The organism is Salinicola corii (assembly GCF_008298015.1).
Classification (GTDB): domain Bacteria; phylum Pseudomonadota; class Gammaproteobacteria; order Pseudomonadales; family Halomonadaceae; genus Salinicola; species Salinicola corii.
Map to the genome: position 1 here is coordinate 276,844 of NZ_VTPX01000002.1, position 21,964 is coordinate 298,807.

23 protein-coding genes are annotated in these 21,964 nt (G+C 61.5%); 13 read left to right on the forward strand and 10 right to left on the reverse strand.

Going from position 1 to position 21,964, the window contains the following annotated elements; all coding sequences use genetic code 11:
* Nucleotides 1-307: 307 nt before the first annotated feature.
* Nucleotides 308-457 (forward strand): hypothetical protein, encoded by a 150-nt coding sequence (locus F0A16_RS21665; RefSeq protein WP_187775907.1) that lies wholly within the window; start codon nucleotides 308-310, stop codon nucleotides 455-457.
* A 9-nt stretch (nucleotides 458-466) separates the two neighbouring features.
* Here the strand turns inward: F0A16_RS21665 and F0A16_RS05255 are convergent, their stop codons facing one another.
* Nucleotides 467-1,087, reverse strand: coding sequence for a flavin reductase family protein (locus F0A16_RS05255; RefSeq protein WP_149434336.1), 621 nt, complete (start codon nucleotides 1,085-1,087; stop codon nucleotides 467-469).
* 118 nt (nucleotides 1,088-1,205) lie between these two features.
* Nucleotides 1,206-1,454: a GlsB/YeaQ/YmgE family stress response membrane protein gene (locus tag F0A16_RS05260; RefSeq protein ID WP_110597918.1), complete on the reverse strand. Its 249-nt coding sequence runs from the start codon at nucleotides 1,452-1,454 to the stop codon at nucleotides 1,206-1,208.
* 213 nt (nucleotides 1,455-1,667) lie between these two features.
* On the opposite strand from F0A16_RS05260, the gene F0A16_RS05265 reads away from it, so the two are divergent.
* Entirely contained in the window at nucleotides 1,668-2,621 is a 954-nt protein-coding gene (locus F0A16_RS05265) for a TIGR03571 family LLM class oxidoreductase (protein WP_149434337.1), read from the forward strand.
* A 59-nt stretch (nucleotides 2,622-2,680) separates the two neighbouring features.
* On the opposite strand, the gene F0A16_RS05270 is transcribed toward F0A16_RS05265, so the two are convergent.
* Nucleotides 2,681-3,406 (reverse strand): dienelactone hydrolase family protein, encoded by a 726-nt coding sequence (locus F0A16_RS05270; protein WP_149434338.1) that lies wholly within the window; start codon nucleotides 3,404-3,406, stop codon nucleotides 2,681-2,683.
* 179 nt (nucleotides 3,407-3,585) lie between these two features.
* Complete coding sequence (locus F0A16_RS05275) at nucleotides 3,586-4,482, reverse strand: AraC family transcriptional regulator (RefSeq protein WP_187775908.1); 897 nt, start codon at nucleotides 4,480-4,482, stop codon at nucleotides 3,586-3,588.
* A 143-nt stretch (nucleotides 4,483-4,625) separates the two neighbouring features.
* On the opposite strand from F0A16_RS05275, the gene F0A16_RS05280 reads away from it, so the two are divergent.
* Together F0A16_RS05280 and F0A16_RS05285 are read left to right on the forward strand one after the other, a co-directional pair.
* Entirely contained in the window at nucleotides 4,626-5,042 is a 417-nt protein-coding gene (locus F0A16_RS05280) for a VOC family protein (RefSeq protein WP_149434339.1), read from the forward strand.
* Entirely contained in the window at nucleotides 5,039-6,016 is a 978-nt protein-coding gene (locus F0A16_RS05285) for a saccharopine dehydrogenase family protein (RefSeq protein WP_149434340.1), read from the forward strand. The genes F0A16_RS05280 and F0A16_RS05285 overlap by 4 nt, the downstream gene beginning before the upstream one ends.
* A gap of 70 nt (nucleotides 6,017-6,086) precedes the next feature.
* Here the strand turns inward: F0A16_RS05285 and F0A16_RS05290 are convergent, their stop codons facing one another.
* Entirely contained in the window at nucleotides 6,087-6,689 is a 603-nt protein-coding gene (locus tag F0A16_RS05290) for a TetR/AcrR family transcriptional regulator (protein WP_149434341.1), read from the reverse strand.
* Between the two features lie 170 nt (nucleotides 6,690-6,859).
* On the opposite strand from F0A16_RS05290, the gene F0A16_RS05295 reads away from it, so the two are divergent.
* Nucleotides 6,860-7,600 (forward strand): SDR family NAD(P)-dependent oxidoreductase, encoded by a 741-nt coding sequence (locus F0A16_RS05295; protein ID WP_149434342.1) that lies wholly within the window; start codon nucleotides 6,860-6,862, stop codon nucleotides 7,598-7,600.
* 49 nt (nucleotides 7,601-7,649) lie between these two features.
* Nucleotides 7,650-8,051 carry a VOC family protein gene (locus tag F0A16_RS05300; protein ID WP_149434343.1) on the forward strand — a complete coding sequence of 134 codons (402 nt, stop codon included), beginning with the start codon at nucleotides 7,650-7,652 and terminating at the stop codon, nucleotides 8,049-8,051.
* 18 nt (nucleotides 8,052-8,069) lie between these two features.
* Here the strand turns inward: F0A16_RS05300 and F0A16_RS05305 are convergent, their stop codons facing one another.
* Together F0A16_RS05305 and F0A16_RS05310 are read right to left on the reverse strand one after the other, a co-directional pair.
* Nucleotides 8,070-9,389: an aldehyde dehydrogenase family protein gene (locus tag F0A16_RS05305; RefSeq protein WP_149434344.1), complete on the reverse strand. Its 1,320-nt coding sequence runs from the start codon at nucleotides 9,387-9,389 to the stop codon at nucleotides 8,070-8,072.
* 286 nt (nucleotides 9,390-9,675) lie between these two features.
* A complete protein-coding gene (locus tag F0A16_RS05310) occupies nucleotides 9,676-10,686 on the reverse strand; it encodes a zinc-dependent alcohol dehydrogenase family protein (RefSeq protein WP_149434345.1) in 1,011 nt (336 codons plus the stop codon).
* A 145-nt stretch (nucleotides 10,687-10,831) separates the two neighbouring features.
* Between F0A16_RS05310 and F0A16_RS05315 the strand changes: the two genes are divergently transcribed.
* Nucleotides 10,832-11,731, forward strand: a complete 900-nt coding sequence (locus F0A16_RS05315; RefSeq protein WP_149434346.1) for a LysR family transcriptional regulator — start codon at nucleotides 10,832-10,834, stop codon at nucleotides 11,729-11,731.
* A gap of 138 nt (nucleotides 11,732-11,869) precedes the next feature.
* On the opposite strand, the gene F0A16_RS05320 is transcribed toward F0A16_RS05315, so the two are convergent.
* Complete coding sequence (locus F0A16_RS05320) at nucleotides 11,870-12,799, reverse strand: AraC family transcriptional regulator (protein WP_223119712.1); 930 nt, start codon at nucleotides 12,797-12,799, stop codon at nucleotides 11,870-11,872.
* 225 nt (nucleotides 12,800-13,024) lie between these two features.
* On the opposite strand from F0A16_RS05320, the gene F0A16_RS05325 reads away from it, so the two are divergent.
* From F0A16_RS05325 to F0A16_RS05335, 3 genes are all read left to right on the forward strand, one after another.
* Entirely contained in the window at nucleotides 13,025-13,789 is a 765-nt protein-coding gene (locus tag F0A16_RS05325; protein ID WP_149434347.1) for an SDR family NAD(P)-dependent oxidoreductase, read from the forward strand.
* A gap of 36 nt (nucleotides 13,790-13,825) precedes the next feature.
* Nucleotides 13,826-14,602: an SDR family NAD(P)-dependent oxidoreductase gene (locus tag F0A16_RS05330; protein ID WP_149434348.1), complete on the forward strand. Its 777-nt coding sequence runs from the start codon at nucleotides 13,826-13,828 to the stop codon at nucleotides 14,600-14,602.
* 209 nt (nucleotides 14,603-14,811) lie between these two features.
* Nucleotides 14,812-15,336 (forward strand): YgjV family protein, encoded by a 525-nt coding sequence (locus F0A16_RS05335; RefSeq protein WP_149434349.1) that lies wholly within the window; start codon nucleotides 14,812-14,814, stop codon nucleotides 15,334-15,336.
* 233 nt (nucleotides 15,337-15,569) lie between these two features.
* Here the strand turns inward: F0A16_RS05335 and F0A16_RS05340 are convergent, their stop codons facing one another.
* Nucleotides 15,570-15,965, reverse strand: a complete 396-nt coding sequence (locus F0A16_RS05340; protein ID WP_149434350.1) for a winged helix-turn-helix transcriptional regulator — start codon at nucleotides 15,963-15,965, stop codon at nucleotides 15,570-15,572.
* A 100-nt stretch (nucleotides 15,966-16,065) separates the two neighbouring features.
* Here F0A16_RS05340 and F0A16_RS05345 point away from each other — a divergent pair, with 100 nt between their 5' ends.
* Nucleotides 16,066-17,187 carry an NADH:flavin oxidoreductase gene (locus F0A16_RS05345; RefSeq protein ID WP_149434351.1) on the forward strand — a complete coding sequence of 374 codons (1,122 nt, stop codon included), beginning with the start codon at nucleotides 16,066-16,068 and terminating at the stop codon, nucleotides 17,185-17,187.
* A 136-nt stretch (nucleotides 17,188-17,323) separates the two neighbouring features.
* On the opposite strand, the gene F0A16_RS05350 is transcribed toward F0A16_RS05345, so the two are convergent.
* The gene (locus F0A16_RS05350; protein ID WP_149434352.1) at nucleotides 17,324-18,013 is read right to left on the reverse strand and encodes a glutathione S-transferase family protein; all 690 of its coding nucleotides are present in this window, start codon (nucleotides 18,011-18,013) and stop codon (nucleotides 17,324-17,326) included.
* A 210-nt stretch (nucleotides 18,014-18,223) separates the two neighbouring features.
* On the opposite strand from F0A16_RS05350, the gene F0A16_RS05355 reads away from it, so the two are divergent.
* Nucleotides 18,224-20,017: an assimilatory sulfite reductase (NADPH) flavoprotein subunit gene (locus F0A16_RS05355; RefSeq protein ID WP_149434353.1), complete on the forward strand. Its 1,794-nt coding sequence runs from the start codon at nucleotides 18,224-18,226 to the stop codon at nucleotides 20,015-20,017.
* Between the two features lie 192 nt (nucleotides 20,018-20,209).
* A complete protein-coding gene (gene cysI, locus F0A16_RS05360; RefSeq protein ID WP_149434354.1) occupies nucleotides 20,210-21,955 on the forward strand; it encodes an assimilatory sulfite reductase (NADPH) hemoprotein subunit in 1,746 nt (581 codons plus the stop codon).
* Nucleotides 21,956-21,964: the final 9 nt, after the last annotated feature.

Here is a 21,964-nt window from a genome sequence, read left to right on the forward strand (position 1 = left end):
CGCGCCCCTGCGGTTATCGGGACTTGAATCGCCAAACCCACGCTAGTCGACCCTTCAGGAAGATGCCGATATGGCGACAATGTCTCCCGCGAACTTAATTTTTCTTTGCGGCGGAGACAGGTCGAGCGCGCCACCGGAGATGCTGCATGAGACGGTCTGTCTGGGGCTGATCCTGTCGGTGACGAACCTCGAAGCGGTGCCGTGGACTCAGGATTCGCGGCGGGCTATCGCATCGAGCGCGTCACGCCCTGGAGCGCTTCCTCGACCGCCTGCGAATGCCGCTTGAGGTGCAGGGCGATTCGAGATCGTGATCGGGGGCAGTATCGATATCGCCATGTTGGGGCAGGCTACCGCTGATGCTGGGCAGGCGATCCAGTTTTCCGGTATTGCGATGTATGCCGCCAAGCGTGCCGGACGCAATAGCTGGCGGTTCTACGAGGCCGCAAGTCTGGCCTGAAAGTCGCTTTCAGCCGGGCCGAGACATCTGAAAATTCTGCTCCGAGCCGATCTCGAAGTAGTCGGCCCGTCCTCCACCACGCAGGATCGGCCGCGCTGCGGCGGTCTGGTAGATGCCATCTTTCAACAGCGTCGGGTCGATATGTACGCCGACCACTTCACCGAGTACCAGCCAGTTGTCGATCTTGTCACCGGCAGCGGACTGCAACTGGATGACCTGGGTCAGCCGGCACTCGAACACCACCTGGGCTTCCTTTACATGGGGAACGCCGACCACCCGGGACTCGCCCGGCGTCAGGCCCGCCAGTTCGAATTCGTCGATCTCGGGGGCTACCGATGCCGAGCTCCGGTTCATTGCTTCGGCCAGCGGCCGGGTCGAGAGCTGCCAGCAGAATTCACCCGTCGATTCGATATTGCGCACGCTGTCCTTGTAGCCAGCGCTCGAGAAGCCGATGACGGGTGGTGTGTCGGCGAGAGCATTGAAAAAGCTGTAGGGCGCCAGATTCAACTGGCCGTCGAGGTTTCGGGAAGAGATCCAACCGATCGGTCGCGGCCCGACGATCGCCTTGAATGGGTTGTGCGGCAGATCGTGTCCACGGCTGGGTTCGTAGAAATGCGCGTTGCTCGGCATACCGGAAAATCCTGAGAGGAGGTCGTGTCGATTGAGGGGAGTGGCGGAAACTGGATCGGGGGCGATGGAAAGCAACGGCCCGGTAGACGGTGCAACCGGGCCGGAAGTCCGCCGGACGTTACTTGCGCACGATGCGATAGATACCGAGCAGCACGATCGCGCCGATCACGGCGATCACGAAACTGCCGAAGTTGAAACCGGAAACGTCACCGAAGCCGAGTGCGGTGCCGATCCAGCCGCCGACGACTGCCCCGAGAATACCGAGGATGATGGTGACGATGAAGCCACCCGGATCCTTGCCCGGCATGATCAGTTTGGCAATGGCACCGGCGATCAGGCCGAAGATGATCCACGCAATAATTCCCATGGCGTCTGTCCCTGTTGATTCATGGTAAGTCTTTCATGCCAGCGGCATGCGTCCTGACATGCCTTCTCGGAAACTAGTCGTAGATGGTGAAAACGACAAGCGCGGATCGGCGCTATCATCATGTCCTGCGCTTTGTTTCCGGGCATCATGGTGCAGAGATCGCGCCCGGGAGACGCACCTCGAGGAGTCAATCGAATGGGGAAGGAGGGAGTCATGTCTGCAGGTGGAGCCGGACAGGCGATCGCTCGGCGTGTGTTGACGCCGGATCGGTTGTCGATCGGATTGACGTTGCCGCTGATGCCGAGTGGTCAGGCGATGGTCGACGCCATCGAACAGCGGCGTCTGGCCAGACTTGCCGACGACGCCGGATTTCGCGCGTTGTGGATTCGAGACGTGCCGCTCAACAGCCGCGACTATCCCGATCCGATTGGCCATCTGGATCCGTGGAGCTGGCTGGGTGCGCTGGCGGTGGAAACGAGCCGGACCGCGCTGATCAGTGGCGCCATCGTGCTCACGCTGCGACATCCCCTGCATATCGCCAAGGCGGCAGCATCGGTTTCCACGCTCTCGGAAGGTCGCTTCATCCTGGGGTTGGGGTCCGGCGACCGGCCGCCCGAGTTTGCCGCTTTCGGCGAGAACGTCGCCGAGCGGCGGCGCCTGTTTGCGGATCACTGGCAGGTGGTGGCGAAGGCACTGGGTTCGCCGCAGCGAGTCGTCCCCGACCGCCGCGAGGCGGATTCTCCGGAATTCCAGCTGCGGCCGCAGCCACCGGAGCCCGTGCCGCTACTGGCAGTCGGCTCGGGCGGCCAGAGCGTCAACTGGATCGCCCGCAATGCCATTGGCTGGATGACCTATCATCGCGAGCCGGCCCAGCAGCTCGATCGTTACCGGATGTGGCGAACCGCCGTGGAGCAGAGCGTACCCGGTAAATTCCGCGGGTTCGGCGAGGCGATGCGTCTCGATCTTGACGCCGACCCGGGTGCTCCGGCGACGCCGATCGATCTGGGCTATCGTGCCGGCCGTGATGCCCTTGTCGAGGTGCTCGACGCGCTCAGAGGGATGGGCGTTCACCACGTGTCCCTGAATCTACGTCTCGAGGAACGGCCAGCCGATGCCATCATCGAGGAACTGGCCACCCACGTCCTGCCGCATTTTCATCAGTCCTGACCGTTCAAGACTCGCGCTGAAACGATCCTATCCGCTCCGACACGAGCTCGACTCGCTTCTCAATCGGAGCGACTTGCCAGGAAAGTCAGCGTGCGGCCATGGGCCAGCGCGGAAGCATGCTGGTTGTAGCTCGCCCGCGCCCAGCAGTTGAAGCCGTGCTCGGCGCCACCGTACAGATGCACTTCGACATCCGTGTTGCCGGCAAACGCCTGGCGGGTCTGTTCGACGTGCTCGAGCGGGATGTGATCATCCTCGGCGCCGAAGTGGAACTGGGCCGGGACCTTGAGCTCGTCGGCACGCGGCAGGTATTCGGTCACCCCGCCGGCGTAGTAGCAGACCGACGCATCGACGCCGGCATCCAGGCCGCAGAGGTAGGAGAGCACGCCGCCCATGCAGTAGCCGATCGAAGCGACCGGGCCGTCGCAGACGGGGCTTGCACGTAGCGCCTTGACCGCGGCACGGAGATCGCTGATCGCGGTGGGATAATCCAGCGCCTGCTTGTGAGCTACCGCCGCTTTCCAGTCGTCGCCGTCGTAGCCGAGTTCCACGCCCGGCTCGTCGCGCCAGAACACGTCCGGTGCGATCACGCTATAGCCATCCATGGCGTACTGCTCGGCGACGCCGCGAATGTGGCCGTTGACGCCGAAGATCTCCTGGATCAACAGGATGCCGGGGCCTTTGCCCTTGTGCGGGAGGGCCTGGTATGCCTTGAAGGTCTTGCCGTCTTCGGCGGTGATCTCGATCCACTCGGTCTTGATGTTCGTTTGGGAGTCGCTCTGAGACATGGGGTTCTCCTTGTGGGCGGTTGGCTTAACTTTGAGATGAACGCTTTCGATAAACGGTGAAGCCCGAGCCAGGAAGTTTAGCAGGCAATGGAAAAGACGAGCGCATGACGATCGTCGATCCACTAGGTGGCAGACAGATCAAACGGAGGATAGTGGTTGGCCTGGCACCGCAGCGTCACTTATCGTTGCGTCTCACCCAGAATTCTCGCGGTATCCCGAGCGGGCGGGAGCCCGAATATCCGAGAGTAGTCACGGCTGAACTGGGTGGCGCTTTCATAGCCGACCTCGAAGGCCGCGTTGGTAACGCTTTTGGCACTGGCCACCATGAGCATTCTTGCCTGGAGCAATCGAACCCGCTTTTGATACTGCAACGGGCTCAGCGTGGTGACCGCTTTGAAATGGCGATGGAAAGCCGACACGCTCATCGACGCTTTCTCGGCCAGTGTCTCCACTCGGATCGGCTCGGCGAAGTTCCGCCGAATCCACTGGATGGCCTGGCTGATGCGTGCCATGGCGGCATTCGGCGCCGCGATTTCGCGAAGCATCCAGCCGTGGGGTCCCTGCAGAACCCGATAGAGAATCTCCCGCTCATATACCGGCGCGAGGGCCGCGATTTCGTCGGGTTTGCCCATCAATCGCAGCATGCGTAGCCACGCGTCCACCAATCCCGGCGTGACCGCAGCCACCGAAAATCCTGCATTGTTGTCGCTCTCGTTCTCGCTATGCCAGGCAGGAGTGGGCAGGTCGGTCAGCAGCGTCGAGAGTACCGTGGGATCGAGCGTCAGACTCAACGCGAGGTAGGGTTCCCCCGAAGCCGCCGGATGAACCTTGCCCACCGCCGGCAATTCGATCGACATGACGAAATACGTGGCTGGGTCGTAGCGCAGCGTGCGGTTGCCGACGGTCATCGTCTTGCTGCCCTGCAGGATCAGGTTGATCATCGGATCGTAGACCGCGGCCAGCATATGTTCCGGGATCTCGCCCTGAATCATGGCCACGCGCGGGATGCCCGTTTCGGTACGGTGGTTCTCAGCCTTGGCAGCCAAAGAGCGAAGCTCGAGCAGTTGATCGTTCATGAGATCTTCCATGTAAGGCGGGACGAGTCCGCGCAAGTACAAAGCAGAAACAGGCAGGTTTCGAGCAGGAACGGCTGGGTCCCCGATAGGCGGAAGATCTATGGTAGTGGCTGGCGACATCGTCTGCACAGTGAGGCTACTACATGCTTGATCATCTCTTTCTTTCCGTCAGCGACATCGAACGCTCGATTCGCTTCTACGAGGCCGTGCTCGCCCCTCTGGGGATCACGGCGCGGCTCGATTATGACGGCAAAGATGGCCCGCCAGGCCACCCGGATCTCAAGGGATTCGGCGCCAATGGCCGGATGTTCTTCTGGCTGCGTGAGGGTGTGGTGGAAGGCAAAGCCGTTCACGTCGGTTTCGTGGCGAACAGCAAGGCAGAGGTCGAGGCGGCCTATGCCACGGCCATCAAAAACGGTGCGACCGACAATGGTTCCATCGACAACGGCGCGCCTGGGGCCCGGCTGCATTACGACCCCGACTACTACGCCGCCAACGTTCTGGATCCCGATGGCTACAGTCTCGAATTCGTCTACAAGAATTGGCAGCACACCCAATGAAAAAACTTCTGACCTACGGCGCGACCGGCTATACCGGCCGCATGGCGGCAGACCGTGCCAAGGCGTTGGGGCTCGATTTCGAGATTGCCGGGCGCAACCAGCCAAGGCTGGCATCCCTCGCTGAACAGCTGGGGGTTTCGTTGCGGGTATTTGAGGCCGATGCCGGGGCAGCGCAGGCACTGGCCGGTATCGATGTGCTGCTGAACTTCGCAGGCCCTTTCGCGAAAACCGCGGAGCCGTTGATGCGGGCGTGCCTCGAAGCCGGTGTCGATTACCTGGATATCGCCGCCGAGATTAACGTCTACCGGCTGGCGGAACGGCTGGGCGCCGAAGCGGCCGAGGCCGGCGTCATGCTGCTGCCCGGCGTTGGCTGGGACGTGGTGCCGACCGATTGCCTGGCGGTGCACGTTGCGCAGCGCGTGCAAGAGCCGCAGTCGCTTAAAGTGGCGCTTCAGGTTCCCGGTTCCATGTCGCGAGGCTCTGCCATGAGCGTCAGCGAGATCATCGGCGCGGGTCTGATGACGAGAATCGACGGCCATCTGGTTTCGGCCCCCGATGCGAAGCCGCAAGAGTTCGATTTCGGCGAGGGTTTGGTGCCGTGTGCGCCGCTGTCGTTCGCGGATCTGGTCACCGGCTGGCACTCCACCGGCATCCCCAATATCGCCATGTTCGTGCATGTCAGTGGCGATGCGTTCCCTGAGGGCGATTTATCGCAACTGCCCGATGGCCCGACCGCGGAGCAACGCGATGCCCATCGCGCCCGCGCCGTGGCCGAGGTGAGGGGTGCCGACGGCACGGTGGCCCATTCGATGATCGAAACCGTCAACGGCTATTCCTATACGCCGCTGGCGGCCTTAGAGGCCGCGCGCCGGGTACTCGAAGGGGAGCGTCGAACCGGTTTCGAAACGCCAGCGCGGCTATTCGGTGGCGGATTCGCCGAGACGATCGAGGGGACGACAATCACAGATCTGTAGAGACCGATTTATAGACAGACCAGTAGAGAGAAGCGACTCACCCCACAACCACCCACAACGGCTTCACGGCTCAAGAAGCTGTCGTGGGCTCGTCGGCTTCCAGTTCATGCGCGATAAATCGGCCGGCGGTCCGGGCGACTTGCGTCAGGCGCTCGTGGGGCATGCCGTTGCAGGCCGAGGCCGACAGCCCGCGCAAGGTGACCGAAACATAGTCGGCCAGAGACTCCGCATCCTGCGGATGGGCCTGGTCGAGGTAAGCGCGAATCGCCTGGAGTCCGCCGCTGGCAAGACTCTCGGCCATCCGACGGGCCGCCGGGTCATCCGCTCGCATTCCCTCCGTGATCATGCAGCCTCGCAGCACGCTATCTCGACCGTATTGTTTGGCAGCGGCGAGCAGCAGCGCGGGAAGCGCTTCAGCAGGGGGGCGGTCCGGTGCCAGAAGTTCGTCCAGCGGCAGGGCGTTTTCCTGCGCATAGCGCAGCATCGCCCGTTCGAACAGCTCTGCCTTGCTGCCATAGGCGGCATAAAAACTGGGCGGTTTGATGTCCATGGCGTTGGTCAGATCCGCAAGGCTGACCGCGTCATAACCACGCTCATGAAAAAGCGCCTGGGCGATAGCGACGCCCGCTTCGCGATCAAAGGCCGGGCGACGCTGCCGGGTCTTGGCGTTCATGGGACCTCGCGAAATGAAAACCACATTGTAGCGACTGCTATATCAAAGCTCCAATGCATGAGCAAGGACTTCTATATATCGACCGCTAAATAAAGTGCGTGACACATCTTGTCATGTAGCGTTCACTACATGTGGCGTTTCCGTCTCCTTCCTCGTACAGGAAAATTTCCATGTCATTCCAAGATAAAGTCGTGCTGGTTACCGGTGGCTCATCCGGTCTGGGGCTCGCGATTGCGCAGGAGTTCGCCGAGCAGGGCGCTCACGTGGTCATCACCGGGCGCCGACAGGAGGCGCTGGACGAAGCCTTGTCCAGCTTGGGCGACAACGCGGTCGCGTTTGCCGCCGATGTTTCGAACACCTCCGATCTGGCCTCGCTCTTTGGTCGTATCGAGTCGCTTCATGGCCGTCTCGATGTCCTGATCGCCAACGCCGGGACGGGGGAAATCACGCCACTGGGTACGATCACCGAAGCAAGCTTCGATCGGCTTTTCGATATCAACGTGAAAGGGGTGACGTTTACCGTCCAGGGCGCGCTGCCCTTGATGCCCAAAGGGTCCAGCATCGTCATCATCGGCTCGACTGCCTCGATGAACCCCGGCCCGGGCTTGAGCGTCTACGGCGCCACCAAGGCGGCTCTGCGTGCCATGGTCAGAAGCTGGATCCTGGACATCAAGGGTTCCGGCATTCGGATCAATCTTCTCAGTCCCGGCCCTGTCGATACGCAATCTCTGCGAAGCATGCTGGCCGATGACGCGGAGCAGATCATTCAAGCGTTCAGCGAAAAAAGTACCCTGGGGCGGATAGGCGAGGCACACGAAATCGGCAAGGCGGCGGCGTTCCTGGCGAGCGATGCCTCGAGCTATATCAACGGCGTCGAACTGTTCGCCGATGGTGGGGCGTCCCAGGTCTGATCACCCAGCGAGCCGGTAACCCATACCACTGGAGCCTCTGCGCAAAACCATGAGCATTCTCGACCACATCGAATTCGCCGTGGGCGACGCCGAGGTATCTCGGCGCTTTTATGAACTTGCCCTCGCGCCGCTGGATATCGTCCGGGTCATTACCCTCGGGCCCGAGCGCACCCGCACCGGGGGCACGCGCCACGGTTTCGGCAAGGACGGCTACCCGAGCCTCTGGATCCATGACAACGAGCCTCCAGGCGCCGGCACGCACATTGCCTTCGCGACACGGGATCGGGCCATCGTCGATGCTTTCCATCGAGCCGCGCTGAAGGCCGGTGGTATCGACAACGGCCCGCCCGGCGTCCGAACGCACTATCACGAGGACTACTACGCGGCCTACGTGCTGGACCCGGACGGCATCAATGTGGAAGTGGTGTGCCAGTATCATTGCCCGGATTAAGGTTGCTGGCCCGTACGGTCAGATGACTTCGAACACTGCACGTTCATGAGAAAGCTCGCGGAATCCATGAATGCTGTGATAACGACCTGTTCCACTAGTGTTGACCCCACCAAACGGTAGATGGCTCTCAGGCCAGTTTCTCGCCCAGCCGTTGACTGATACGCCCCCGGACGAGGTGTTGCGGAGTACATCTTCAATAAAGTCGCGTCGCTCTGAAAAAATGTTCATACCCAGCGGCTTGCCGCTCTTCCGAATGAATGTGTAGACCTCTGAGACATCGCGATAAGTGACAATTGGGAGAACGGGGCCAAATATCTCCTCCTGCATGACCAATGCATCAAGCGGCGTATCAAGCAGTATGGTCGGCTCTATCGTCAGGTTCTCTTCATCGCAGTTTCCGCCAAAAGCCACCCTCGCGCCACGTGCAACGGCGTCATCAATATATCCTTTTACACGTGAGAAGTTGCGCGAGTTGACCATGCGGGAATTTCGGTCCGCCATGAACGTCTCGCCATCATAAAAGCTGTCTCGCCATTGGTTTCCGAGCGCCTCGACGAACGGGTCGCGTAGTGATTCGGGCAATGCGACATAATCGACGCAGAGACAGGTTTGGCCATTATTCGTCATTCGCCCCATGCCGATCTCGGAAACGGCGGTGTCGAAGTTGGCGCTGTCGTCCAGAATGGCAGGGCATTTGCCACCGAGCTCCAATGTCACCGAGGCCAGATGCCTGGCCGCTGCAGCCATCACAATCTTGCCGACCGCTGGGCTTCCGGTAAGGAAAATGTGATCGAAGGGGCGTTCCAGCAGTGCGTTGGCAACATCGACACCGCCTTCAAACACTGCGACCTCGCGCTCGTCGAAAGCCTCGCGAATGATTTTGGCTGCTACGGCGCTGGATGCGGGTGTGAGTTCGTTTGGCTTGGCGATGACGCAGTTGCCCGCGGCGATCATCGGCACCATGGGGGTAAGGAGCAGGCTTATCGGGAAATTCCATGAACCGAAGACGAGAACGACGCCCCGCGGTTCATAGATCATATACGCTTGCCCCACGGGCGCGGAGGTCTGGACAGGTACGGGCTTCATCCACTCGTCAAGATGCTCGATGGCCTCATCGATATCTTCCAGGGTGACGGCCAGCTCGAACGGCATCGGCTCTTCGGCTGGGCGTCCCAAATCAGAGGCAAGCGCGTTACGGATTTCCTCCTCGTATTTGACTAATACTTCCCTGAAACGTCGGAGACGATCCTTTCGCTGTTCTGCGGTCGAAGTCCTTAGATGCCATTGATGGGCTTGCTGTAATGCGAACACACGGTCAATTTCGGATTCCATATTCATAACGAATTCCTTCGTTGTTGGGGGCAGGCGCCGGGATTGTCTTTCTCGCATATAGACGGCCCCCTTCGAAGCTGGGGATTAGCCGATCCGCTTTGCGTTTAGATGAGCGCGGAGCACCAAGCAGGAGCAGCGCTACTCGAATTCAATCTAAAGAAGTCAGTGCTGCGCGTGGCACTCCGATCCTTCCCGATCATTGCTCAATTATCTTGGCTTCCCACTAAATCGCTGAATTTCTGGGAAGACAAAGCCAGGACTCGCCGTGCCATCGTTAGCTCCCGTCGCTGATTTAGGCGATTTTGATGACGATCTTGCCAAACAGGTCTGGGGCACTCTGGGCCTGGTAGGCATGTTTCGCATCGGCGAACGGGACCACCCTGTCGATCACTGGCTTGATCTGATGCTTGTCAACGAAGTCGACCATATCGTCCAGGCCGTCGCGCGAGCCGACCGGGATGCCGCGAATGCTGACGCCCTTGGCGAGAAACAAGCCGGGCTCGATCACATCACCGAAGTTGAACAGGCCAACCAAGCCAATGTCGCCGCCAAAGGCCAGAGCCTGGACGGATTGGTTCATGGAACCGAAGCCGGCAGTATTCACCACCTTATCCACGCCGCCGGTAGCCGCGTAGACGGACTGGCCCCAGTTCTCGTCGGTGCGATAGTTGAAGACATCCTCGGCACCGAGCTCGAGCAAGCGCGAACGCTTGTTGTCCTGGCTGGTGGTAAGGTAGGTTTTCGCCCCCAGTGCTTGCGCGAACGCCATCGCGAACAGCGATACGCTACCGGTGCCCAACGACAGCACCGTCTGACCCGGTGCAACCGGATTGGCGTTCTGCAACGCCGTCCATGCCGTCAGCGCAGCGCAAGGCAGGGTCGACGCTTCCACATCGTTGAGCGTGCCCGGCGCGCGGCTCAGGCGATCCGCCGGCAACACGACGTACTCGGCCAGCACGCCATCCTCATCCAGCGAACCCAAGCCCAGACCGATACCCGCATGGGGCGGCCAATGAATGAAGTCGCGCAGGTAGACCGTGATGACCTTGTCGCCCGGGGACCACTGCTCCACGCCTTCTCCAACCGCATCGATATCGCCGGCGCCATCGGCTACCGGGATCAAGTCGCGGTCCATGCGCCAGTTGCCACCGGCATTGCCCAGGATCAGTTGTTCGCGGTAGTTCAACGACACCGCCCGAATGCGTACGCGGACTTCACCGGGCCCCGGTTCCGGTTTCACGACGTCTTCAAGGATCAGCCCCTCCAGAGTGGTCTCTCCGCTCTTCAGAACCCAGCGTTTCATGGTTTTCGCTCCTGATCAGATCATTCGAGATGTCGCTCAGGCAGCTACTTCTCATGCACTGCCAGGCACTCAAATAACTATAGGAACGCCTCCATTACTTGATAAGGTGGTGTTTGATTGATGAGCTTATGAGTGAGATTCAGTAATGAAGCGCTCAGATTTTGCGGACCTGATGGCGTTTGCGGTGATCGCCGAGGAGCGGAGCTTTACCCGGGCGGGCAATAGGCTGGGTATTTCAAGTTCCGCGCTCAGTCATGCCATGCGCCAGTTGGAGGAGCGCCTGGATGCCAAGTTGCTGAACAGAACCACCCGAAGCGTCGCCCCCACGGCTGCCGGCGAACGTCTCCTCGCGCGTCTGCAGCCGGCGCTCCAGGAAATCGGGGACGGACTCGAAGAACTTGCAGACGAGCACACCGGACCCAGTGGACTCGTGCGCATCAATACCCACCACAGCGCGGCGGCGCTCTATGTGGTTCCGAAGCTGCAAGCGCTACGTCAGACCTACCCCGGCATCACCCTGGATATCACGACCAACGAGGGGCTGGTCGATATCGTTTCGGCTGGCTACGATGCAGGCATCCGCAATGGAGAGCAATTGGCCCAGGACATGGTGGCCGTGCGTATCGGCCCCGACTACAGAACGGTCGTCGTCGCCACGCCCGAGTACCTGGAGACCGCACCTGCCATTGCAGGTCCCCAGGATCTGGTGCAACAAGCCTGTATCGCCTATCGAATGAGCACGTCCAGCACCTTGTTACGCTGGCAGTTCCAGCGCGGATCGCGCACGTTCGACGTCGCGATAAAGCCGACCTTCATCACCAACGACATGGATCTTCTGATAGAGGCAACGCTGCAAGGCATTGGTGTGGGCTATTTGCTGCGTGAGCAGGTTGCGACGCACCTCGCCTGCGGAAGGTTGGTGGAACTCCTGCCGCGATGGTCCGTGCGCCATACCGGCAGCTTTCTGTACTACCCGGGGCGTCGCCAGATGCGTCCGGCGGTGCGCGCCGTGATCGACATGCTGCGCTATGATGGCCGGGCCTGAAGGCTTCTATCTTGGCGAGCCTGGCTATCGCCACCTACCATCGGCGGGCTATGTGCCCCTACTAGCGAAGCTGCTCACTCCCTCCAACATGGTGACGAATAGCTCAGTTTCTCGCCCTGGCCCTACTCGAGTCAGTAGTCAGGTTGACCGCAATGGTGCGACGTCTCGAATGGGTGGCGCACCGAACATCCGTCGGTATTCCCGGTTGAATTGGCTAATGCTTTCGTAGCCAACCCGGATACCCGCCGTTGCAGCATCGATATTTTCCGCGATCAGCAGCCTTCTCGCCTCATAAAGGCGTAGATGTTTCTGGTACTGAAGCGGGCTCATCGAGGTCACTTTACGGAAATGGTGGTGAAGCGTAGATACGCCCATCTCGGCCAGTTCCGCCAGGGCTTCGATTTTCAACGGTTGCGTATAGTGATCACGCAACCAGGTAACGGCCTTGGCGACACGCTGGCTTTGCGTTCCCATCATGACGGTGTCGCGAAAACGGCCGCCGGCAGAGCTAGTCAGTACCCGATAAAGAATCTCTCGCTGGACAAGACTGCCCAGGTGGAGCATGTCGTGTGGCTGGTCGAGTAGCCGAACCAGTCTGCTCGTCGCGTCCATCAAGTCGACGGTCGCGGGGCCGGTCGCCATGGCTTTGTGCGGTATCTCTGCTTTCGGGCCAAGCGTCTCGACATCCGCAATCAACTGGCGAGCCATCTGCAAGTCAATCTTCATCAGTAAAGAGAGATAGGACCGCTCGGGCGATGCTTCAGTGACTTCGGTAATCGTGGGCAGGTTCACTGCCGTCAGCAGAAATCGTGACGCGTCGTAGATATACGTCGTGTTCCCCAGCACGACGCGTTTCCTCCCGCGAATGATGATGGCGAGGCTGGGCTCGTACAGATAGGGCGTCGGTGGCTGTGGCGTCGTTACCTTGAAAAAACTCAGGCCCGGCAAACTAGTTTCACGCTCCATCTGATTGCCGACGAAGCTTGAAATGAGGCCCGCCATCTCATCGCGGATGGCGGCCGTTTCTTCTCGCCGTGCCTGGTCTTCTGTACCGAGTTCGATGATCACTGTTTGCTCCTGCCTTAATGGGCATATTCCATTCTAGATCGATGACTGACCAGATTTCCGATTTTTCCCGGGATCAAGAGAACTAGGCAATCAATGGGAAGAATTGGCGTCACGAGTTCCTCCTCGAGAACCCTAACCTTTGGATCGTCCCTTGAATTAAATGCGCGGATACGGACAGCGGTACCGAGTGTCCGGGATCCATGTCGACCCAAACGGAGGAACTCCATGAACAACGCCGAGAAGCTCACCGGAACCGTAGCCCTCATCACCGGCGCGTCCAGCGGTATCGGGCAGGCGACGGCTATTCGACTGGCGAATCTGGGAGCCAGCGTTGCGCTGGTGGCCAGACGCCAGGATAGGCTCGAGTCGCTTGCCAACAGGATCGCCGCCGCTGGCGGCACCGCGTTGGTGATCGCTGCCGACATCACAGACAACCACGAAGCAGAGCGTGTGGTGGATCAGGTAATCGAACGCTTCGGTCGCCTGGATACCTTGGTCAACGCGGCGGGGCTGATGCTCAATGGCCCCTCCGTGGAATCGCCGCTTGAAGAGTGGGATCGCATGGTGGACGTCAACCTGCGGGGGTTGATGTACCTCACCAAACAGGCCCTGCCGCATCTTCTTCAGGCCGTGACGTCGAGTCCGCGTGCTGTGGCGGATGTCGTCAATATCTCCTCGGTTGCCGGGCGTATCGCTGCTCCCCAGGTCGCCATCTACAACGCCACCAAGTTTGCCGTCACCGCAGCCACCGAAGCCTGGCGTCAGGAGTTCACCAAGCAATCGCTACGCTTTTCGGTGATCGAACCCGGCGCGACCGCGACCGAGCTCTTCGAGCAGAAAGACGGACAGTGGGAAGGTTTCACCAGCATGTTTGGCGAGGTGGAGCGCCTGCATGCGGAAGATATCGCCGAGGCCGCTGCCTTCATCGTGACCAATCCCCGGCGAGTGGCGATCAACGAGATCGTCGTCAGGCCCACGGATCAACCCTGATTCATTCGACACGACCTGATCATGAGGAAGATTGCTATGTCTACACCACAGGATTTCGCCCAGAAAGTCGTGCTCGTGACCGGCGGTGGTACCGGGATCGGCAAGGCCGCGGCGATGCAGTTCGCCCGTCGGGGAGCGCGAGTGGCCATCGCGGCCCGACGGCCGGAAGTGCTCGAACAGACCGTTGCCGAGATTCAGGCGGCTGGCGGTGATGCCGCGGAGTTCCGCGCCGACATTGCCCTGGCTTCGGACGTGGAATCGCTAATTGCCAGTGTCGTCGAGCGATACGGGCAATTGGATATCGCCTTCAACAACGCGGGCATCATGGGTAAGTGGGGGCTCAGTGAGTCACTGACGGTCGAGGATTTCGACCAGGCCATCGGCATCAATCTGCGAGGTACCTGGTTGTGTTGTCAGGCCGAGATTGCCCAGATGGCCAAACAGCAGACCGGGGGTGCCATCGTGAATACCTCATCTTGGCTTGCGCATGGTGCGCTCGAGGGGTCGACGCTATATTCGCTCAGCAAGGCCGGTCTCGACAATATGGTTCGGGCGCTGGCGCTGGAGACCAGCCGTCAGGGAATCCGGATCAACAATGTCAATCCAGGCGTGATCGACACGGATATGTATCGTCAGAATACCGACGAAGCCAGCCGTAAGCCGTTTATCGCTCACACTCCCATGAGTCGGGTGGGTAGCCCCGAGGAAGTCGCTGAAGCCGTGGTTTGGCTGAGCTCTGACGCGTCTCGCTTTGTGACCGGTCAGAACCTGCTGGTTGATGGCGGTTATACCATTCCGGGTAATCGGGTCTGATGGGAAAACCGCAGCGCGGTCGCCGAGAGCGAGATGGGAACCCTCGGCCAACCCTTCCGCCAGACTCGGGTCACCGGCCTATCTCGGTTTTACCAAACTGGGCTCATGGCGCTAGTGGTTTTGAAATTTCGGCAAATGCATCGCTCACGGTCCGAACCGTCTAGGCTTGAGGGCTGTCACGCCAATCCTGCCACGACATTAGGAGCCGCATGGACGCACACAGCCCAATCTGGATTGCCGCTCAAATCGGCGGGTTCGTCGCCCTCGGCTTCATCATCGCGGCGTTCGCCAGCCGTCAGGACGATCGGCTACTGCTCTATCTCATCTTCGCCAACGTCGCCTTCGCCGTGCATTTTCTGCTGTTCGGGGAGGCCGTTGCCGCCGGCATGTCGGTCCTGGTCGTCGTCCGGATCTGGCTGGCGCGGCGGTTTCCGCGACGCCAGCCGCTCATGTGGCTGGTGCTGATCGCAACGGTGGCGGTCGCCGTGGCGACCTGGCACTCCTGGTACGACATCTTCCCGCTGCTCGCCGCCGTCTTCGGCACCCTGGCGATGTTTCTGCTGCGCGGCCTGCCCATGCGGGTGCTGCTGGCGGGTGTGGCGCTATGCTGGCTCGCCAACGCGCTGATCATCGGCTCGATAGGTGGCTTCATCGCCGAGCTGCTGGCACTGGGTACAAATCTCGTCACCATGTGGCGAATCCAGCGCGCCAAGCGCCGGCCTCAGCCCGGTTGACGGGGTCGCCTTGGTCTCGTGGCGTGGGTCCGCAGGTCCACCGCTCTCCTCGTAAGATCGTCAAAGGATCGCTAGTGTGATGTCTCGCAAGTAACGCGAAGAAATATCGGATGCATGGTGTTGCCAGACAAGGCGCGAGGAGGCGTCATATCGGGGTCTATGGCAACGACGCGCAACGCGGTATGGCGGTGCCAGGCGCCGATATTATTGGATGATATTTGTGAGACATCACACTAACCCCACGCGGTTTCGTCATCGAGTGCCTGCTGGCGCGCATCGTAGACGCTTCGCGCCTTTTCGATTTCATGGTGGTGTTGCAGCGTCCATTGATGCAGCGCGTGAAAAGGCGCCTCGAGCGTTCGGCCGAGCGGCGTGATCCGGTATTCCACGGCCACCGGAGCCGATGCGATCACGCGGCGCTCGACGATGCCATTGCGCTCCAGCCGACGTAGCGTTTGGCTGAGTGCCTTCTGAGTAATGCCCTCCAACTGGCGCTTGAGCGCATTGAAGCGCAGCGGCTCGCTGCATAGTGCCGCCAGCACCAGTACCGACCACTTGTCGGCGATCTGATCGAGAATCACGCGGCTGGGGCAATTGGCCGCCGCCGTCTGGCATGGTGAGTTGGGCATGGCGGTTTCCTCGAGGATACCTGGTGAGTTGAAAGTAGCCGATGGGTATCAGGTATAAACCATATACCGCGGTTTCCATCTTATCACTCGGAGTATTCCCATGGCCTCATCCAACGTCGATGTGCTGTTTCGGCCCTTTCAACTGAAATCCCTCTCGCTCAAGAACCGTATCGTCATGGCGCCGATGACGCGGTCGTTTTCGCCGGCGGGCATACCTGGCGACAACGTCGCCGCCTACTACCGCCGGCGGGCCGAGAACGAGGTTGGCCTGATCCTGTCCGAAGGCACCACCATCGATCGGCCGGCCGCCCGCAACGAGCCCAACATCCCGTTCTTTCATGGCGAAGAGGCGCTGGCCGGTTGGCAGAACGTCATCGATGGCGTGCATGAAGTGGGTGGCCGCATGGGGCCGCAGATCTGGCACGTGGGCTCGGTCGCCAGTTTTCTCACGGACTGGGTACAGGACGTAGCTGTCGAAAGCCCGTCCGGTCTGGTCGCGCCCGGTCAGCCGCGCGGCGAGGCCATGAGTGAAGAGGCTATCGCCGACACGCTGGATGCCTATGCCCGCGCCGCGGCCGACGCCAAGCGGCTCGGTTTCGACACGGTGGAAATTCACGCCGCCCACGGCTATCTGATCGATCAGTTCTTCTGGGCGGCCACCAATCGGCGCAGCGATCGCTACGGCGGCACTACCCTCAAGGAGCATTCCCGCTTCGCCGCGGAAGTCGTCAAGAGCGTGCGCGCTGCCGTCGGCCCCGATCTGCCGATCATCCTGCGCGTGAGTCAGTGGAAACAGCAGGACTTCGACGTACGTCTGGCCAACACGCCGGATGAGATGACCGACTGGCTCGCCCCGCTCGTGGAAGCCGGCGCGGATATCCTGCACTGCTCGCAGCGACGGTTCTGGGAGCCGGAGTATCCGGAAATCGACGGCCCCGATGGCCTGAATTTTGCCGGCTGGGCCAAGAAACTCACGGGGGCGCCCACCATCAGTGTCGGTTCGGTCGGCCTGTCCGGTGATTTCATGGGCGCCTTCAGCGGCGAGAGCTCGAGCCCGGCCAGCCTGGACAAGCTCGTGGCCCGGATGGAGCGCGACGAATTCGATCTGATCGCTGTCGGTCGCGCGTTGCTGAGCGATCCGGCGTGGGTGAGGAAGGTCCATGCCCGCGATGAGGAGTCGTTGAGCGATTTCACCAAGGAGGCGTTGGCCGAGCTGTACTGATTCGGCATTCGATCTCCGCAACGGGCTCGGACCACCGCAGGGTGGTCCAGCAGCCGGTCGGCGCTCGAGGTCGTGGCATTTCGATCCGACCCCGAGAGCTCTCGAGCCGACGGGGTCTCCCCTCGAAGGATCGGCTTCAGGCTTGTCGGCGCCGATCCGCGATGATACGCCGTCCACGAATGCAGTCGGCTTCGTGCGGCTCGTCGACCCACGGTTCGGCGACACCCTGCTCGATCCAGTCGGCGACCGACGGGTGCGCGAGCAGACGCTCGTTGTAGGTCATGGCTGTCGCCCCGAGTTTGATGCCGTAACCGCGGATGCGCACCGCGACCGGGGCGAACATGGCATCCACGGCGGTGAAGGCGTCGCCAGCGAGCCACGGGCCGCCGAAAGTGTCCAGCCCTTCCTGCCATAGCAAATCGAGCCGAGTCAGATCCTTCTCCAGCGCCTCGCTCGGCGTGCCCAGATCGATGCTCAGCGCGCAGTTCATCGAACATTCGTCGCGCAGGGCGGCAAAGCCGGAATGCATTTCGGCGCTGGCGCAGCGGGCCCAGGCACGGGCGGCGCGATCACCGGGCCAGGTCGTCGCGTGATCCTCGGCGACGTATTCGAGAATCGCCAGCGAATCCCATACCACCCGCTCGCCGTCGTGCAGGCAGGGGACCTTGGCGGTGGGCGAGAAGTGCGTGAATGCCTGCTGACTGCCGGCGCCGTCGAATGGCGTCAGCACCTCCTCGAACGGGATCTGCAGGGCCCGCAGCAGCACCCAGGGTCGCATCGACCAGGATGAGTAGTTCTTGTTGGCGATGAAGAGTCGATAAGCCATGGCAGTCTCCGGAAAAAGGGTGGGCGACCGAGTATGCGGGGATCTGCGACCGACGAAAAGCCGTCATGACGTCATCGAATAACGACAGTGCGTTTTAGCCTTTTTGATTCTCGACGGTTGCCCTAACACTAATGGGTTACCTGATTTCGGTCCGCGCGCTCTGCCGACGGTTCCGATCATTTCGTCAACGAGAGGATAGGCGTGGCGCCCATGACACTGACCGACACCAACAGCCCGCTGAACGCTGACCAGGCCAGGCGCGTGCAGCAGGCGCTGGCGGATCTGAACGACGCGCAGCGGCAGTGGTTGAGTGGCTATCTGGCGGGGCTCGGTGCCCAGTCGGCTGGTGAGTCGCCGACGGGCGATTCGTCGCCAGCGCCGGCCGCCACCACGGCGCTGACCGTGCTCTATGGCAGCCAGACCGGCAATGCCGAGGGAGTGGCCGAGCTGGCCGCCGAGCGCGCTCGCGCCAAGGGATTCGAGGTAACCCTCACCAGCATGGCGGACGCCGGAAAGAAGACGCTGAAGACCGTCGAGCGTCTGCTGGTCGTGGTCAGTACCCAGGGCGACGGCGATCCGCCCGATCCGGCGCTCGAATTCCACGAACTGGTGATGGGGCGCAAGGCGCCGAAACTGACGGGGGTTCGCTTTGCCGTGCTGGGGCTGGGCGATGCCAGCTACGAACACTTCTGCCAGACCGGCAAGGAGTTCGACGCTCGTCTTGCCGAGCTGGGTGGAGAACGGCTCAGGGATCGCGCCGATTGCGATGTCGATTACGAGGAGCGTGCCGAGGCTTGGATCGACGAGGTGCTCGAGTCGCTGGCCGGCGATCTCGCCACGCCGCCACCTGCTCAGGTCGCCGAAACCGACGCTGCGCAAGGCGCTCAGCCGTCGTACTCGAAGAAACATCCGTTCATGGCCGAGGTGTTGACACGTCAACCGCTCAACGGGCGTGGCTCCGACAAGCAGACCTTGCATCTCGAACTGTCGCTGGAGGATTCCGGGCTGGAGTATCTGCCGGGCGATGCTGTCGGTGTGGTGCCGCAGAACGACCCCGCCCATGTCGACGAGCTGATCGCGATGCTCAAGCTCGATGCCGAGTCACCACTGGAGGAAGGCCGGGTGCTGCGCGACGCGCTGCTGGCGGATTTCGAGGTGACCACGCTGACGCGCCCGTTTCTCAAGCAGTGGGCGGAGTGGTCCCAGGCGCCGGAGCTCCAGCGCCTGCTGGGTGACGAGGCCCGCGATGAACTGCGTGACTGGCTCCACGGACGCCAGATCATCGACGTGATCGAACAGTTCCCGGTCGACGGGATCGATGCCACCCAGTTTTCGGCGGCACTGCGCAAGTTGCCACCGCGCCTCTACTCCATCGCCTCGAGCCAGGCGGCGGCCTCCGACGAAGTGCATCTCACGGTCGCCGTGGTGCGCTACGAAACCCACGGCCGGGCTCGTAACGGCGTGACCACGAGCTATCTGGCCGACCGGATCGAACCCGGCGACCGGGTGCCGATCTATATCGACCGCAACAAGCAGTTCAAGCTGCCCGACGATGACGAGGCGCCGCTGATCATGATCGGCCCCGGCACCGGCGTCGCGCCGTTTCGCGCCTTCCTGCAGGAGCGCGAGGAGCGCGGCGCTGGCGGCGACAACTGGCTGTTCTTCGGCGATCGGCACTTTCGCAGCGATTTCCTCTATCAGGCGGAGTGGCTCAAGTGGCGACAGCAGGGGCTGCTGACGCGCCTTGATGTCGCTTTCTCTCGCGATCAGGCCGACAAGGTCTACGTTCAGGACAGGATGCGCGAGCAGGCCGAGAGGCTCTATGCCTGGCTGGAAACCGGCGCCTACGTCTACGTCTGTGGCGATGCCGAGTTCATGGCGCCGGACGTGCACCAGGCACTGCGCGACATCATCCGCGAGCAGGGCGGGCACGGCGAAGCCGGCGCCGATGATTACCTGCGCCAGTTGCAGCAGGAGAAGCGTTATCAGCGCGACATCTATTAGGCTTTGTACGAAAACTGCCTACGCTTGGCAATACGGCGTTAAAAATCGGCCCTCAATGCTCATTAACAACCACGTTAATTCCGCTCGAGCGCCGACTTTTGCCTAGTCTGGCCTTCGTTCGATCAGTTTTCTGGCGATTGCGGTACGACGATCCAATAGATACGACATCTAGCTCCAGTAGAGGAGGCCGACATGGACATCATCGCCAAACTGCGTGACATCCCACTCGATGAGCTGCATCCCAACGAGCGGCTCAAGATGGAGAGCGACTATCTGCGCGGCACGCTGGAAGAGAGCCTGGCCGATCGCGCCACCGGTGCCGTCGCCGAGAACGATACCCAACTGACCAAGTTTCACGGCTTCTACCAGCAGGACGATCGCGACCTGCGCGACGAACGCCGGCACCAGAAGCTCGAGCCGCTCTACAGTTTCATGGTGCGCTTGCGGCTGCCCGGCGGCCTGGTAACACCCGAGCAGTGGCAGACGCTCGACGACGTGGCCTCACGGTACGCCAACGGCACGCTGCGCGTTACCACACGCCAGACCTTTCAGTATCACGGCGTACTCAAGGAGAACCTGCGCCCGCACCTGCAGACCATCCATCAGGCCATGGTGGATACCATCGCCGCCTGTGGAGACGTCAATCGCAACGTGATCTGCACCGCCAATCCGCATCGCTCCGCCATTCATCGCCAGGTGTACGAGTTGAGTCACCGGATCAGCGCTCGCCTGCTGCCTCGCACCCGGGCCTATCACGAGATTTTCCTGGGTGAGGAGCGCGTCGCCGGCGGCGCCGAGGAACGCCCGGATGCGCCGGCGCTCGATCCCAACGAGCCGCTCTACACCCGCCATTACCTGCCACGCAAGTTCAAGGTGGCGCTGGCGATTCCGCCGGAGAACGATGTCGACCTGTTCGCCCACGACGTCGGCTTCATCGCCGATGTGGTGGAGGGCGAACTGAGCGGCTTCACGGTGTGTATCGGCGGCGGCATGGGTATGACCCACGGCGAGCCGACGACCTTTCCGCGGCTCTCCGACCCCATCGGATACTGCTCGCCGGAAGCCGCGCCCGCCGTGGCGGAAGCGATCATGCGGGTGCAGCGCGACAACGGCAATCGCCGCGACCGCAAGCAGGCACGACTGAAATATACCGTCGAGGAGATGGGGCTCGAGGCGTTCAAGACCGAGGTCGAAGGGCACCTCGGCGAAGCGCTGGCACCGGCGCGCGATTATCACTTCGACAACAACGGCGATCGGCTGGGCTGGGTCCAGGGCGACGACGGCCTTTGGCACTATGGGCTGTTCGTCCAGAACGGACGTATCGCCGACTTCTCCGACGGCCCGCAGCTACGCACCGGATTGCGCGAGATCGCCGAGCAGCATGACGGCGATCTGGTACTCACCACCAACCAGAACGTGATCATCACCCAGGTCGACGAGTCTCGCCGTGAGGCCATCGACGCGTTGCTGGATCGTCATCGGCTGGTGGCGGAGACCTCGCCGCTGCGACGTAACGCGATGGCCTGCGTGGCATTCCCGACCTGCGGGCTGGCAATGGCGGAAAGCGAGCGCTACCTGCCGTCATTGATCGACAAGCTCGAGGAGGTGATGCGCGAGGCGGGGCTGACCGACGACGCTATCATCTTGCGCATGACCGGCTGCCCCAACGGCTGCGCACGCCCCTATCTCGCCGAGATCGGCTTCGTCGGCAAGGCGCCGGGGCGTTATAACCTCTATCTCGGCGGCGGCTTCAGCGGCCAACGCCTCAACAAGCTCTACCGCGAGAACATCGATGAAGCGACCATCCTCGAGGCACTGACGCCGCTGATCCAGCGCTACGCCGTCGAGCGCGAGGCGGGTGAACCGTTCGGAGACTTCGTCATTCGCGCCGGAGTGATCCACGAGACCACGGCCGGGCGCAAGTTTCACCAGGCTTGAACGGTCGTC

Coding starts and splice junctions, on each gene's coding strand:
- cysI (WP_149434354.1), top strand. CDS start 20,210: ATGGACATCATCGCCAAACTGCGTGACATCCCACTCGATGAGCTGCAT.
- F0A16_RS05300 (WP_149434343.1), top strand. CDS start 7,650: ATGAGCATTCTCGACCACATCGAATTCGCCGTGGGCGACGCCGAGGTA.
- F0A16_RS05290 (WP_149434341.1), bottom strand. CDS start 6,689: ATGAACGCCAAGACCCGGCAGCGTCGCCCGGCCTTTGATCGCGAAGCG.
- F0A16_RS05280 (WP_149434339.1), top strand. CDS start 4,626: ATGCTTGATCATCTCTTTCTTTCCGTCAGCGACATCGAACGCTCGATT.
- F0A16_RS05340 (WP_149434350.1), bottom strand. CDS start 15,965: ATGCCCAACTCACCATGCCAGACGGCGGCGGCCAATTGCCCCAGCCGC.
- F0A16_RS05315 (WP_149434346.1), top strand. CDS start 10,832: ATGAAGCGCTCAGATTTTGCGGACCTGATGGCGTTTGCGGTGATCGCC.
- F0A16_RS05285 (WP_149434340.1), top strand. CDS start 5,039: ATGAAAAAACTTCTGACCTACGGCGCGACCGGCTATACCGGCCGCATG.
- F0A16_RS05310 (WP_149434345.1), bottom strand. CDS start 10,686: ATGAAACGCTGGGTTCTGAAGAGCGGAGAGACCACTCTGGAGGGGCTG.
- F0A16_RS05255 (WP_149434336.1), bottom strand. CDS start 1,087: ATGCCGAGCAACGCGCATTTCTACGAACCCAGCCGTGGACACGATCTG.
- F0A16_RS05275 (WP_187775908.1), bottom strand. CDS start 4,482: ATGAACGATCAACTGCTCGAGCTTCGCTCTTTGGCTGCCAAGGCTGAG.
- F0A16_RS05260 (WP_110597918.1), bottom strand. CDS start 1,454: ATGGGAATTATTGCGTGGATCATCTTCGGCCTGATCGCCGGTGCCATT.
- F0A16_RS05330 (WP_149434348.1), top strand. CDS start 13,826: ATGTCTACACCACAGGATTTCGCCCAGAAAGTCGTGCTCGTGACCGGC.
- F0A16_RS05305 (WP_149434344.1), bottom strand. CDS start 9,389: ATGAATATGGAATCCGAAATTGACCGTGTGTTCGCATTACAGCAAGCC.
- F0A16_RS05295 (WP_149434342.1), top strand. CDS start 6,860: ATGTCATTCCAAGATAAAGTCGTGCTGGTTACCGGTGGCTCATCCGGT.
- F0A16_RS05325 (WP_149434347.1), top strand. CDS start 13,025: ATGAACAACGCCGAGAAGCTCACCGGAACCGTAGCCCTCATCACCGGC.
- F0A16_RS05335 (WP_149434349.1), top strand. CDS start 14,812: ATGGACGCACACAGCCCAATCTGGATTGCCGCTCAAATCGGCGGGTTC.
- F0A16_RS05265 (WP_149434337.1), top strand. CDS start 1,668: ATGTCTGCAGGTGGAGCCGGACAGGCGATCGCTCGGCGTGTGTTGACG.
- F0A16_RS05355 (WP_149434353.1), top strand. CDS start 18,224: ATGACACTGACCGACACCAACAGCCCGCTGAACGCTGACCAGGCCAGG.
- F0A16_RS05270 (WP_149434338.1), bottom strand. CDS start 3,406: ATGTCTCAGAGCGACTCCCAAACGAACATCAAGACCGAGTGGATCGAG.
- F0A16_RS05345 (WP_149434351.1), top strand. CDS start 16,066: ATGGCCTCATCCAACGTCGATGTGCTGTTTCGGCCCTTTCAACTGAAA.
- F0A16_RS05350 (WP_149434352.1), bottom strand. CDS start 18,013: ATGGCTTATCGACTCTTCATCGCCAACAAGAACTACTCATCCTGGTCG.